Consider the following 13,203-nt stretch of genomic DNA (forward strand, 5'->3'; position numbering starts at 1 on the left):
GCTGAACACCGGAGAGAACCTCGCCATCGTTGTAACGCCTGGTCGTACCGTCAGTCATATGCCTCACTCTTATCTAAGAGCGGGGCCCTGTCAGGTCATTTAGGGGGCCGCCTCACAAGGCGACATTCGCAATCACAATCCGGCTTCCCAACTCCTGCCATTCATTTATGTCGGCTCGCGCCTCCCCTGCCAAGCTGGTACGCCGCACCAGCTGCACGCTCCCAAATAGGCAACTCAATGGTCAGGCTCTCCCCGGAAGCGTACCAAAATCCTTGGGGTGATGCCGATCGCTGCCCGTGCGGCAGCGGCGCCGCCTTTGACGGATGCTGCAAGGTCGCGGTGAGGCGACTACCACACCTCGCAGTTCCGAGCACCCGCCCGCCTTCACCCTTGACGGGACACGCGGAAGACCGATGCTACCTGAAAAGCAGCTTCGACTGTTCCAACAAGATCAGTCGAGAACACTATATCTCGCGCGTGATACTCGACGAGTTCGACGGTCTCTCCGTCAGGGGATTGCCTTGGCAAGCCGATGGCGAACAGCTCCAGGTCAGCAGTTCCGCCCTGGTCGCTAAGATACTCTGCACGCGTCACAACAGCGCTCTCGAACCGCTGGACACTTTGGCATTCCGAGCCTTTCGCGCCCTGGTTGAAGGTCCCCAGTACGTGTTCAATCAGCGCAGTCCGGGCAGGATCGCCTACCACCTGATCAGCGGGGACGCACTGGAGCTATGGTTCATCAAGCTCCTCGCAGGGCTCTATTACGGTAGGATCGCCACGCACGGGCGCGATCGCCTGCTAGGCCGTCGCACAATGGACGATCAAGCGCTACGCAACGCCCTCCTAGACCAGAACCTCGCTCCGGGGGCGGGCCTCTACGTCGCTCAGCAGCCGGGGGAAATGCTCCGCAGAGGCATTCGAGCGGCACCGCTGTCGAACGTGGCCCTAGATGCGCTTATCGGCATCCGAGTCGAGTTCGGAACCGTCGCCTTCGACACGCTCCTGACGGCCCCACGAGATCAATCGGCGGCCCTAGCGCGGAACCGCCGGCGGCATAGACCCGGCCTCATCGACTTCCACGGACCGCAACGCGATGCGCGCCTGGTCCTCAGTTGGCGCGGGAACGGCAATGTGATTAACCGGTTCGGGATCGTGCTCGAGGGCTGATCACCTGCGATCCGCGCGTGCCCGAGGCAACGTCCTCCGCTCTCAAGCAAAAAGCCCTCGCATCGGCGGCAGATCAGACTTCAACATCCTGACTACTGCTCAGCCGCGAGGACCCGCAAGCGGACGCTTACGGCCCCTTCCCAGCACAGCCAAACCGGCCGTTCGTTCACGTAAAATCGAGGGGCCAAAAGGGCTAGAACCGCCACTTTAGGGTTACCGCCGCAGCGGGTGTTACAACCGCAGGGTTTTGGCTTTGAATGACATGGAGCTTTGTTTCTGCGTTAAGCGGCCCGGTGAACTCACCGCGTAGCGGCTTCGATGCAAATTTTGCCTTATCCGCGTCAGAAATCCAGATGTTCATGTTCTTGGGAACGCATACGATGATTTCATCGGCCGGGCTGCGGTCTGCGCAAGTCGCTTCTTTATGATGAACCTTTTCAAGATCGAATTCGGCCATCCGCGGCGTGATGGTAGTCTGAGCACCAGACGATGCAAAAAAGGCAGCCACAGCTGCACTCATTACCATGAAGCATTCCGTACGAGCACAGCTTCATCTCCTGCCACGGCAATTCTTGTCGGCTGTTCCGATGGCGACCGTGTCGTTTCAATTTCCACATTATTTGGGCAACAACATGGCTGGCGGGGGAAACGCAGTGGTCCATGTCGTTCGCAACCCAAACCCCCAATTCCCAACCATCGCTTCAGTTTTAGAGAAAAGGCACAGCTTACTTACTTGCTAGGATCAGGACCGATAAGGTCAATAAACTTGCCGTCTGAGTCGAGTATGATTCCGACGAGAAGGGTGCGATCGGGATAGACGAGCGTAAACTCATCGAACCCGAACCCATCGGGCCGTCGAAAGCGGATGGCCTGCGGAACAGCAAGTGGTTGCAGGCGGCGGTGCGTAGCCGCCAGCGCCGCGCGGCCTGCCTCTGAGGCGTCCGGTTTCATCAACGTGTAATCAGGCTCAGGCGCGGTACGGCCGGCAAAGAGGCGGCGCAGCATTGCCTCCCCGCCCTTGAGCGCTACGGTCCGCGGCGCGAAGACTGAGACGGGGGACGCCGCTTCGATCGTAGCGGCAGCGGGCACTTGGCCGAGGCGGCGTAGCGTCGTGGCGAGTGCATACGCGGCGGGGACCTTGAGATCAGGCTGCACGCCACGTCCTTCCCAGTTCGATCCGGTGACGGGGCTCTCCGCGCGACCGGTCGGGATAAACGCCATGACACCGTGTCCAATGGAAACACGCTCCCCGGGGTTCGCGCCGCCACCGGTCACCTCGCCGACAACGGTGCCGAGCTTCAGCGTCTGCATATCGTAGGCGAGCTCCTCGCCGCCCGAAAAGGTATTGCCGCTCGTAAGGACATAGGCAGGCACACCGGCGAAGCTGACCGGAGTCGGCTCGCTGAAGAAGGAATCGCGCCTGAGCTCGGTGGTCCCTGCCTTCCGCTCAACGATGCTGTTGATCTTGGTCCGCTTACCCGCAGAAAGAAGATAGCTGACCAGGTAGCTTACCGATGCCGGATCTCCGCCACCATTGCCGCGCATGTCGAGGATCAAGGCGCGACTGCCCTTCAACCCCGCCATCGCGCGGTCGAGCGCTGGTTTGAACGCCCAAGTGTTGGCGAACCCGTCGATTTGGAGATAGCCGATCCTACCTGGCAGCCGATCAGCGCGGACGATCCCGGCCTCACCGGCTGGCATCGACGCAACGCTCGACGCTGGCCGGTTCGTTGTGTCGAACACTATCAGATGTTTGTCGGTCATGACGCCGCGGAGGTCCTCGGTCAGTCGCGTGGCGAACGCGGGCAGATTCACAATCCGATCGTAGGCGCCCGAGGCGGCGGCGGCGGTGATCGCGGCGGCCCCCTTTTCGCCGACAACCGGATATATGTATTTGCTGCGCAACTCGGTCGACAAGCGCGCCAAGATCGCTGTGCGGGCGGCCGCGTCGAGGTTCGAAGTCCGTGCAGGCGTGGCCGAAGCCGTTGCGGTTTGAGCGCCGGCAGACGGTGACATGGATAAAGCTAAAAAAGGGAGGAGCATGATGAGGGCATGGCGACGGCGGGACATCGATTACTCCTTGGTCGATTTGAAAGCGGCGAGGCGCATTGGGATCGATGACGCATCAAGCTGGGCGTCAAAGCGATCAAGGACTGAGATCAGAGAAGCGTCGATGTCCGCAAACAGGCCATCAAACAGGGCGTTGAGGTCCGCGTTGAAAGCCCTGAGCGCGGCAGCCTCGTGACGTGCCTTGTCCGTCGGGCTTAAGACCCGTCGCCGGCCATCGGACGGATCAGCGTTGACCTCGACCAAGCCCCGCTCTTGGAATTCCCGTGCCATGCGAACGATAAGCGGGTGAGACAATCGCAGGCGTCGCGAGATTTCTACCACCCCGATCTGTTGGTGCTCAACGATCAGTAACAGCATCGAAGCGCCGCGCGGTGGAACGTCGAGGCCTAGCTGGAGCAGAACGCCGCTTATCTGATCGACGATACGGTCCGACGAGCGGCGCAGCCGATGCGCCAAGAATGCGCTTCCGTGTGACTCGATGTAGTCGGCCATCATCAAAAGATGTTCGGTAACAGGTTACGTGTCAAGTTACGTATGTTAGGCGCCGTCTACGGAGAACTACGACTGCTCAGGTCTATCGGAGCGGCTGGTTTGGGGAACTATTGCCAATCTACTGAACCGCCGGAGATCAGTCGAAGGACTTCCGAAATTTTCCGGCCAGACCCACTTCCGGCCGCACAGAGACCGCCAGGCGCCGCCCGAAACCGACAGCTCGTTCAGCATCATCGACGGCTGATCAACCACATTTCCAAACCAGCGGTTTACTGCGCATGCGTATACTCGATTCACCGATCTGGGCCAATGGAGATGATCGATGGGTCACTCGTCAATGGACCCCGCCTTTCACGAACTCCGGCCTTGGAACGAAGGCCGGCTGATTGGTGCGAAGCGGGCGCTGAAACAGCAACAGGTCTGGGCCATTCGCTTCTGGCTCGACCAGCAGAGGCGACTGCGCGACCGAGCGCTGTTCGACTTCGCCATCGACAGCAAGCTCCGCGGCTGTGACGTGGTCAGGGTGCGGATCGGCGATGTAGTTTCCGGCGGGCGCGTCCGTGACCGCGCCGTCGTGGTTCAGCAGAAAACCAAACGACCGGTTCAGTTCGAGATAATGGACACGGCGCGAAAGACGATGCGGGCATGGTTGGAGCGACGTGGGGGGACACTGAACGACTTCGTTTTCCCGAGCCGCAACGACTACATGGACCACATGAGCACGCGGCAATATGCCCGCCTTGTGCGCGAGTGGGTGGTCGGCATCGGCCTTCCGGCGCAGGATTATGGGACGCACTCGCTACGGCGCACGAAAGCATCGATCATCTACAAAGCGACTGGCAACCTCCGCGCCGTTCAGATCCTTCTCGGCCATGCCAAGATCGACAGCACGGTGCGCTACTTGGGCGTTGACGTGGAGGACGCTTTGGAATTGGCCGAACGCACCGAGGTCTGAGCGGACCCAAAAGACGACATTCGCGGCCGTTTAGACACGTCCCAAGAACGGACATACATTCATTTTTTAGCTCACAGGCGTCTGTACTCCGATCGGCATCTACGATCCCGTCAACGCGGAGTCGGCGTACGACCTCGCTTGCCGGCTCGGTGCTCCGGCCAGCAAGCGAGCGACGCCGGTCGATCAAGCGTCAGCGAGCGCCGAGAAGTCCATCGCGGCAAGGTCCGTGAGCAGATCAGGCCCCGTCGGCTCCCATCCGAGGCGCGCGCGCGTCCAGGCATTCGATGCGGTCATGTCGAGCGCCGCAAACGGTGCCATCCAGCCGAAATAGCGCTCGACCTCGTCGGCTGCGACCGAGCGGACCGGCAGCCCGGTTCCCTTTCCGATCGCCTCGGCAATGGCGCGTGCCGTGACGCCCTCCTCAACCGACGCATTGTACCGAGCGCCCGGTTCGCCTTTCTCCAATGCCAGGACGTAAAGCTTCGCCACGTCGCTGACGTGCGCTGCGGACCAGCGCGTCTGCCCTTCGCCGATATACGCCACCGCTCCCGCCCGACGCGCCTCGGTTACTAGCGGGGTGATCAGCCCAGCCTTGGTGGTGTCGTGCACCTGCGGCAGTCGGATGGTGCGCACGTCGATGCTGCGCGCAATCAGCGCCGCGCCAGCCAGCTCGGTCGCGATCCGCGGATTGGCGTGGCGCGGGTTGAGCACGTCCTCGGTCGCCGGGCCGCCGTTGAGCGGCGTGCCGATGCCGACGCCCGAGGTGATCAGGATCGGCTTCTGCGTCCCCGCCAGCGCCTCCCCCATTGCGGCGATGTTACGTTCGTCCTTCTTGGTGTTCTCGAAGAAGGTCGCGAAATTATGGTCGAACGCGCAGTGGATCACAGCGTCGGCGGCCGCAGCGCCACTTGCGAGCGTTTCGGGCTGTTCGAGCTCGCCGCGATGGACTTCGACGCCGGCCGCTTCGAGGCGATGAGCACCCGCGTCGGAACGGGTGAGGCCAAGCACGTGATGCCCGCGATTGCGTAGCTCTTGAATGACGTGCGAGCCGATAAAGCCGGTCGCTCCGGTTAGAAACACGCGCATGGGAAATCTCCTTGTTGCCGAGGCTGCGTATCAAGATCCGTGCGACCGTGTTAAAGTAGGGATCTTATCGTGGTATAACGAGTAACAGGATCGATCATGGCCAGTGAGGCGCCAAACCCGCTCGGAACCTATCTTCGCGATCGTCGAACCCGGCTCGACCCGGTGGCATTCGGGCTCGGCGGTGGGCGGCGGCGTACCCCGGGGCTACGTCGCGAAGAAGTGGCAAGCCGCGCCAACATCAGCCCGACATGGTACACGTGGCTGGAACAAGGTCGTGGTGGAGCGCCGTCGGCCGACGTGCTCGACCGCATCGCCAAGGGCCTGATGCTTACCGAGCCGGAGCGCGAGCACATCTATATGCTTGGCCTCGGTCGTCTGCCCGAGGCGCGCTACCAGCCGGTCGACGGCATCAGCCCCCGGCTTCAGCGCGTGCTCGACGGAATGGTGCTGAGCCCTGCGATCATCAAGACCGCGATGTGGGACGTCGTCGGCTGGAACCGGGCGGCGGCGCTGCTGCTGACCGACTATGCCAAGCTGCCGCGCGAGGGGCGGAACATCCTTCGCCTGATGTTCGGCAGTGACCATGTCCGCGCCCGGAACGAGGACTGGGCCGGAATCGCCCGCTACGTCGTCGGTGCCTTTCGCGCGGACGTTGCGCGGGCGGGCGCGAACAACAGCACGGCGACGGCCGACCTGGTCGCCGAACTGTCCCGGATCAGCCCAGAGTTTGAAGCATTGTGGCGAGACAACGACGTGGTCGCGCACACCGAGGGGGTGAAGCGGATCCACCACCCGGAAGCCGGGCTGCTCGCCATGGAGTTTTCCTCGTTCGCCGTCGAAGGGCGGCCCGAACTCGGCATGATCATCTATAACCCTGCATCGCCGGCGGATGCAGAGCGACTGCGCGCGCTGTTAGGCGCTCGCGGAGACTGATCGAGATCGACCGGTCTCGGCTGTGTCGATACGACCCAACATCGGTCAATCAAGAGCAATCACACGTTTCCCGCAAGCGGCCGTTCGTTCACGTCGCCCGGTCTAAATGACAAAGCGGCACCTACCGCGGCATATTCTTCGCCTGTAGGCTTCACTGTCCCACTGATCGTAGGCCGCTCAGTCCCATCTGGCTGCAGCTGCAGCGGCATAGGCAGACGCGATATGCGGCAGCATCAATGGCTCTCGCAGGTGGTCCGTCTCGACACCTGGACCACCGACGAGGAAGGTCTGACGGAACCCTCCCCCGACCGCGTTGGCCTGAAGCCAGTAGAGCCCGTCATCGCGCCTATCCTGAAGGAAATGGTAGCGGTTCTCCGGGTCGGCGAGGATGTCAGCTATCGGGACCTCGATCGGCCACTGCTCGAACGTCAGGATGTTGGGCGGGTCGAAGCTCGGGGCGCCCGCGGCGAGCCATACGCGCTGGCCGGGTCGATCGGCGGCGAGGCGGCGTGCGCGGGCGCATTCGGCGGTCACGATCGCGTCGTTGTCGGCCTTGATCTCCAGATAGGCCTTGAACTGCGGCAGATGGAAATCAGGGAGGTAGCTCTCTCCGCTGGAAAGCTTGATCCGCTCGGGCTCATAGGCGAAGTCGACCCCCAGAGTCTCAAAGAAGATTGCCCAACGTGCCTCCGTCCGCGATCGATAGCGGGTGTCGCCGACGATGGTCTCGATCGACTGTATGTCGCGCTCTGGTGGCAGTGCCATGATCCGTCCGGATAGATGAAGTCCTTTGCTACCCTAATGGTTGATGAAGTCGTTGTACCGCGCATTCCGAACGACGGCCGCGTATATCTCCAGCAGGCACTGCCGGTTGGGATCAGCCTCATCCACCCAGCGGAACTGCATGTTCGCGACCCGCTCGCGTGCAGCGGAGAAGCCAGCGGCGAAGGTCGGATCAGCCTCGAGTGCGTTACGGGTCAGCCCGCCCTTCACGAGGTTCTCCGTAGCATGGCGCGCTAGCTCGCCATCATCAAGCTTGATGAAATGTCCGTTGCCTATGACTCCAAAACTGGCGGGTTTTGCCCGCCGGACTTCACCGTCCGGCAATATCCAGTGCACACCACCGGCGGTATCAGCCCAATGCTTTGAAACGCATTCCGGCCACCAATGATGGCGCTTTGCCTGTGGCTCCGTCATATCTATCTCTAGCGACACATCAGCCTGCCACGCTAGCCAGCGTTTATCAGGCACCAGCCGTAACCGTTCGCCGTAATGGGTCACCGTCGGCACGAACACGCGAGAGGTCTTTCATGCCGATCACAATATGCAACGCATTCGCGGCAGGGTGTGCGCCTGACTGGGATTGAATAAGCGCGATCGCTACCGCGGGGGGCGACAGCCGCGGCCCTTCTCATTACAGCTTGGCAGCGATCAAGAGACGCCCAGGAAAAACGAAAAGCGCTGACGTACTCTCTCTTGCTGAAGATGATGAAAATCCATTCAGAAGTTTATAGGCTTTGGGAACATGTTCTCGATCAGCGCCAACTGGCAAGATCACACGGCGCAACACCCGATACATGGGGCTTCTTCCGGCCACTCGCAAATTCGCTAACCCCTGTCGTTTTCTCAAATGATTAACTCGCAGTACTATTCTCCGCTGGTGACGATGATGCATTCAACGCCGTGTTGTCTATGGATGAGGTACATGCGTCGATGATCGCAACAATGGAGGTATACACTGAAAAACGTGACAGTCTTTCCAAGATGCTACCCGGCGGAGAATTGAACGGATTGGTAGGTTCGGTGGATTTAACAGCGGAGGAGATTTCCCGCTTTGCACCGTTCGCTGCACAGCTCAGCATGTTAGTCGCGGACATTGCCGCAAGCATTGGGAGATATTCCACTGAGACGGAAGATGCGTTGAGGCAACTTCACAGAGTTGCTAGTTCTAAAACTGGCTTGAAGATCGGCTACACCCTCCCGGATGGCACTGCGTTTCCTACGGTTCGGTGACTAGACTACGGCATCTTGGTCAGGCCCCGACAAGCGACGAATACCGTTCACCGTACTCTTCAAGCTGAGCGTAAGTCTGCGCCGCTAGCGGTCCATTTTCGATCGCACGTGTCGCGATGGCCGCACTCATAAGGCAGCGATAGCCGTAGCTCGGTGCTTGGTCACGAAACGAGCGCGTCGCTTCTTCTTCGAATATCCCCGCCAGATGGTAGCGCGGCGGTGGTCCGCTGATCATGGAAACAAGGGCAGACGAGCGCGCGTGCAGGAAGTCCGAAAATACCTGATACAACTCACGCCCCAGCCCGTCCGCCTTGCTTGGGTCCACTTGATCCGGAAAAGCTCGGTTCACGAATGCGCGGATACTCTTTCGCTGAACGCCCGCGACCCGAGCATCTTCGGACCAGAAATGCTCGAGGTAGGCAACGTGGTTCGGTGTCCACTTGCCGGTCGTAATCCCTAGGCCAAGAAACATGATGTCCTCAGCGATCTCGTCAAGCATGCGCTGCATGGAGCCGACCTCCTGCACCATTCCTCGATCGAGTAAGATGTCGAGCGCAGTCAGAGTGCTAAGCTGACGCGCGAATTTTGAAAGAATGGCTTGTGACGGCAGCCGCTCAAGATACTGCCAATTATGGGCATCCCTCCACGGCGCCCATCGTGCCGGCAGTACTACCCGTTCAAGAAGCCGGAATGCGCTGGTTGCCAATCGCACGCCCTCCAAGGTCGCGGCCTGTTCCCGGCTCCCGCGCCATGCCGCAACGAACGGAGCTTCCGTCATGATCTCATCCTCAATCCTTGCACTCCGACCGTCCGACTTAGAGAGAAGAATACGTTTGTCATTCTGTTAGCCAATATGGCTATAGATGCGTCATGAGCGACGCGGCGTACGGCATTGGCATCTACACCGCCCCAGAGGCGGCACGGATGGTCGGCATGCGGCCGGCGACGCTGCGCCGCTGGCTCATGGGCTACGATCATGACGCGAAGCACGAGGACCCGCTGTGGCGTCCGCAGTACGATCCGGCTGATGACGACGGCGTGTTGCTCGGCTTCCGCGATCTGGTCGAGGCAAGAATCGTTAACGCATTGCGTGCGAAGAAGATCGGGCTGCCCACCATCCGCACGTGCATGGAGCGCGCGCGGGACATCGTCGGGCAAGACCGTCCGTTCTCGACGTCTCAATTCAAGACCGACGGCAAGACGATCTTCCTTGAGATCACGCGAGACCTAGACGAACCGCAGCTGATCGATCTCAAGCGGAGCCAAGGCGTCTTCAATCGGGTCGTCGCGCCCAGCCTCGCGGATCTCGACTTTGGACCTGACGGCGCCGAGCGATGGTGGCTCCTCCACGGCAAGCGCACGATCGTTGCGGATCCCGACCGCGCCTTTGGGCAGCCGATCATCGCCGAGCACGGCATGACCACAGCGCGGGTGGCTGAGGCGGTGGAGGCCGAGGGATCGGTGGCGAAGGTCGCGAAGATCTACGAACTGAAACCGAAGCTCATCCGGGACGCCCTCGCCTACGAACAGATGCTGGAGCTGCGACGGGCCGCGTGAAGCTGCTGGTCGACAACAACCTGGCACCCCGGCTCGGCCGAGGACTGGGCGCGTTGTTCGACGGTATCCATGAGGTCGTGCACATTAAAGACAAGTTCGGCACAGGCAGCCTGCCCGACGAGGCGTGGATCGAAGCGCTGGGCAAGGAGGGCGGCTGGTGCGTACTGTCCGCGGACCGGCGCATCGCTGCCAAGAAGCCGTCGCGGGACCTGTTCCTGCGCTCCAATCTGATCGGCTTCTTCCCGCTCCCGGCAGTGACCCGCCTGCCGCTCACGTCGCTCACGGCACGTATCCTGTACTTATGGCCCGTTCTTGAAACGACGGCGGGGGCAATGGACCGAGGATGTTTTGAGGTTGGCATCAAAGGCAACCGGCTGCGGCCGATCGCCTAGGTCGTCGCGAATGGGGTAGCGGACAGCGTGAACGAACGACCGCTTGTGTCGGCCGAGTAATTGAAAGCGGCCAAGCCATTGCCCACTAGGAAGCGCCCCTTCGGGCGCTGCCCCGCCCCTTGAACAAACGTCCATTTATGACGAATCGCCGCCCGAAAGCGGCCATGCCGCTATCCACCAGTTTTGCCGAAATGCAGACGGTCTGCATTTACCAATATGAGCAGCGGCAGACCGGCAAACGGCCCCGTCTCGATGCGGCCCGGCAACCATGTGGGAAGGTCGGAGTCGGCGTGACGCCGCGCGCCCCAGATGGCTTGGATGCCGTCGCAGCCGCCCTCCCCGCTTCACGATCTCGCGCTGGACCTCGCGCGTCTGCTGGCGCGCGACCTGGCACGGCAGCAGATATCCCAGAAGAATCAGGTCGCCCCGAAAACGGGTAGGCGATCATCATGACGACCTTCGTTGCGAGTGCAGGAAGCACGAATGGAGGAAAGATGAAGCGGTGTGCAATATATGCGCGGTATTCGACGGACAAACAGGACGTGCAGTCGATCGAAACACAGCTGATGATGTGCCGGCGCGAGGTCATGCGCGCAGGCTGGCACGAGGTGCACTGCTTCACAGACGCAGCGGAGTCGGCATAGGAGCCGAGCATCCGCAATCGGACGATCGGCATTCGCCATGTGCCCGAGGCCTCGGCTACCCGCCTCAACGGAGACTTGGGCCGAAACCTCGATCTGACTCTTAACCAAAAAGGTCTTTGGAGCCAGGCCGCACATTAGCACAAACAGGGTGGCCACGAAAAGCACCGCCTGGAACAAACCATGAACGGCGCCGCGTTTATTCGCGACCTCGCTGGGCGTTACGGCCAAAACGGCCGATTTGCGCGGCCCGACGCGAGAAAGCTACGATGCACCGCCCCGGCATGAAGGCGCTGCTGGCGGCCGTTGCCGAAGGCCGCGTCGACATCGTCTACGCTGACGCGATGGACCGGCTGTCGCGCAGTCAGGCCGATATTGCGACATTGTTCGACCGTCTCCGGTTTCGCGGCATCCTGCTGGCGACGCGCAAGGAAGGCGTAGTGACGCCGCTACACATCGGCATGATCGGTACGATCAACGCCGAGCAGCTGAGCGCCACCAGCGACAAGACGCGCGATGCGCTCGTGCGTCGTCACGCGATGGGGAAGAACCCCGGTGGCTCTGCCTATGGCTATGAGAAGCGCATCGAACACGACGGCAATGGCGAACGCATCCGCGGCCTGCAGCAGATCGTGCCTGCCGAGGCCGCGGTGGTGGTCCGGATCTTCGAGGACTATGCGGCCGGCCTGTCGCCCATCGCCATCACGCGACGCCTCAATGCCGACGGCGTACCCTCACCGCGTAGCGGCAAAGCAGGCAGACATCCGCTCGGCAAGGCCGCGGCATGGACCCCGAACACGCTGACCAGCAATGCCGCACGCGGTACCGGCATCCTCAACAATCCGCTGTATATAGGCCGACGGCCGTACGGCAAGCAGACGTATCGCAAGAACCCGGAAACGGGAAAACGCCACGCCTTCATCAATCCGGAAGACAAGCGATCCGATGACGTCGAGGCCTCGGCGCTCGGCATCGTGCCCGCCGAACTGTGGGACCGGGTCAAATCCCGCCAGGCTATGCTCGCCCGCACAACGAAACCGCGTGCCGAGATGGTCAGCCTGCCGTTCTTCGCGCAGCAGCGCCCGCGGTATCTGCTGACCGGCAAGATGACCTGCGGCAGCTGCGGCGCGAGCTATGCGAAATCGGGCAAGACCCGGTTCGGCTGCCAGGGCGCCGCCAAAAAGGGCCCCACCTGGTGCGACAACCGGCTGACGATCCGCCAGGACGAACTCGACACACGCGTCCTGGCGGGCCTCGCAAGCGAGATGCTGCGTGACGATGTCGTTGCAGCGTTCCTTCTGGAATATGAGGCAGAGACCCGGCGCCTGACGGCGGAAACCTTCGACGCCGGCCCCGAGCGGGAAGCCGAACTGGCCAATCTCGATCACCAGCTCGGGCGCGCCAAGGCCGCCATCCTCAAAGGCGTGGATGCGACGGTGTTCGTCGACGAGATGAGGATCTGGACCGAGCGACGCAAGGCGCTGCTCGCCGAACTGGAACTTGCCGAACAGGAGACCGCAGAGACGGTTTCCCCGGAGCCCGAGCTGCTTACCCCGGACCTGAGCCGCGTGTATCGCGAGAAGATCGAACAGCTGACCGCGGCGTTCGAGGACGAAGCGCTGAAGGCGCAGGCGTTCGAACGGTTGCGCGCGCTCATCGAGGCGGTGGTGCTGAAGCCGGAAGACGGCGATCTGTCCATCGACCTACGGAGTGAGTTGGCGTCAATGCTCGAGCTATGCGCCGGAGCGGAAACGCAAAAAGCCCCCGCGGCGGTGACCGAAGAGGCATCGCAAATCAAGATGGTTGCGGGGACAGGATTTGAACCTGTGACCTTCAGGTTATGAGCCTGACGAGCTACCGGGCTGCTCCACCCCGCGACGGTCCGGCTGTGCGGACG

General features: G+C 61.6%; 14 protein-coding genes and 1 tRNA gene. 6 read left to right on the forward strand and 9 right to left on the reverse strand.

What is annotated here, in order from left to right; genetic code table 11:
- Positions 1-477: 477 nt before the first annotated feature.
- Complete coding sequence (locus EQZ23_RS20415) at positions 478-1,167, forward strand: hypothetical protein (protein WP_240663700.1); 690 nt, start codon at positions 478-480, stop codon at positions 1,165-1,167.
- 193 nt (positions 1,168-1,360) lie between these two features.
- Here the strand turns inward: EQZ23_RS20415 and EQZ23_RS19420 are convergent, their stop codons facing one another.
- From EQZ23_RS19420 to EQZ23_RS19430, 3 genes are all read right to left on the reverse strand, one after another.
- Positions 1,361-1,624 carry a hypothetical protein gene (locus tag EQZ23_RS19420; protein WP_128456114.1) on the reverse strand — a complete coding sequence of 88 codons (264 nt, stop codon included), beginning with the start codon at positions 1,622-1,624 and terminating at the stop codon, positions 1,361-1,363.
- A gap of 272 nt (positions 1,625-1,896) precedes the next feature.
- Positions 1,897-3,237, reverse strand: a complete 1,341-nt coding sequence (locus tag EQZ23_RS19425) for a S41 family peptidase (RefSeq protein ID WP_128456115.1) — start codon at positions 3,235-3,237, stop codon at positions 1,897-1,899.
- A gap of 3 nt (positions 3,238-3,240) precedes the next feature.
- Positions 3,241-3,732 (reverse strand): MarR family transcriptional regulator, encoded by a 492-nt coding sequence (locus EQZ23_RS19430; protein ID WP_128456116.1) that lies wholly within the window; start codon positions 3,730-3,732, stop codon positions 3,241-3,243.
- Between the two features lie 334 nt (positions 3,733-4,066).
- On the opposite strand from EQZ23_RS19430, the gene EQZ23_RS19435 reads away from it, so the two are divergent.
- Positions 4,067-4,684 carry a tyrosine-type recombinase/integrase gene (locus EQZ23_RS19435; protein WP_093401111.1) on the forward strand — a complete coding sequence of 206 codons (618 nt, stop codon included), beginning with the start codon at positions 4,067-4,069 and terminating at the stop codon, positions 4,682-4,684.
- Positions 4,685-4,867: 183 nt separating this feature from the next.
- On the opposite strand, the gene EQZ23_RS19440 is transcribed toward EQZ23_RS19435, so the two are convergent.
- Positions 4,868-5,770, reverse strand: a complete 903-nt coding sequence (locus EQZ23_RS19440; protein ID WP_128456117.1) for an SDR family oxidoreductase — start codon at positions 5,768-5,770, stop codon at positions 4,868-4,870.
- Between the two features lie 96 nt (positions 5,771-5,866).
- On the opposite strand from EQZ23_RS19440, the gene EQZ23_RS19445 reads away from it, so the two are divergent.
- On the forward strand, positions 5,867-6,703 hold the full coding sequence (locus EQZ23_RS19445) for a helix-turn-helix transcriptional regulator (RefSeq protein ID WP_128456118.1): 837 nt from the start codon (positions 5,867-5,869) through the stop codon (positions 6,701-6,703).
- Positions 6,704-6,880: 177 nt separating this feature from the next.
- On the opposite strand, the gene EQZ23_RS19450 is transcribed toward EQZ23_RS19445, so the two are convergent.
- Positions 6,881-7,468 carry a hypothetical protein gene (locus EQZ23_RS19450; RefSeq protein WP_128456119.1) on the reverse strand — a complete coding sequence of 196 codons (588 nt, stop codon included), beginning with the start codon at positions 7,466-7,468 and terminating at the stop codon, positions 6,881-6,883.
- Between the two features lie 33 nt (positions 7,469-7,501).
- Positions 7,502-7,999, reverse strand: coding sequence for a hypothetical protein (locus tag EQZ23_RS19455; protein ID WP_128456120.1), 498 nt, complete (start codon positions 7,997-7,999; stop codon positions 7,502-7,504).
- Between the two features lie 417 nt (positions 8,000-8,416).
- Here EQZ23_RS19455 and EQZ23_RS19460 point away from each other — a divergent pair, with 417 nt between their 5' ends.
- On the forward strand, positions 8,417-8,716 hold the full coding sequence (locus EQZ23_RS19460; RefSeq protein ID WP_128456121.1) for a hypothetical protein: 300 nt from the start codon (positions 8,417-8,419) through the stop codon (positions 8,714-8,716).
- Positions 8,717-8,735: 19 nt separating this feature from the next.
- On the opposite strand, the gene EQZ23_RS19465 is transcribed toward EQZ23_RS19460, so the two are convergent.
- Entirely contained in the window at positions 8,736-9,494 is a 759-nt protein-coding gene (locus EQZ23_RS19465) for a hypothetical protein (protein WP_128456122.1), read from the reverse strand.
- A gap of 92 nt (positions 9,495-9,586) precedes the next feature.
- Here EQZ23_RS19465 and EQZ23_RS19470 point away from each other — a divergent pair, with 92 nt between their 5' ends.
- Entirely contained in the window at positions 9,587-10,273 is a 687-nt protein-coding gene (locus EQZ23_RS19470; RefSeq protein ID WP_128456123.1) for a DUF433 domain-containing protein, read from the forward strand.
- Positions 10,270-10,665 carry a hypothetical protein gene (locus EQZ23_RS19475; protein ID WP_128456124.1) on the forward strand — a complete coding sequence of 132 codons (396 nt, stop codon included), beginning with the start codon at positions 10,270-10,272 and terminating at the stop codon, positions 10,663-10,665. Before EQZ23_RS19470 ends, EQZ23_RS19475 begins: the two co-directional genes overlap by 4 nt.
- A 1,375-nt stretch (positions 10,666-12,040) precedes the next feature.
- Here the strand turns inward: EQZ23_RS19475 and EQZ23_RS20420 are convergent.
- Positions 12,041-12,694, reverse strand: coding sequence for a hypothetical protein (locus tag EQZ23_RS20420; RefSeq protein ID WP_240663701.1), 654 nt, complete (start codon positions 12,692-12,694; stop codon positions 12,041-12,043).
- A gap of 412 nt (positions 12,695-13,106) precedes the next feature.
- Positions 13,107-13,183, reverse strand: a tRNA-Met gene (locus EQZ23_RS19495).
- Positions 13,184-13,203 lie beyond the last annotated feature (20 nt).

Origin of the sequence: Sphingomonas sp. UV9, from assembly GCF_004101245.1 — a bacterium.
Taxonomy (GTDB): domain Bacteria; phylum Pseudomonadota; class Alphaproteobacteria; order Sphingomonadales; family Sphingomonadaceae; genus Sphingomonas.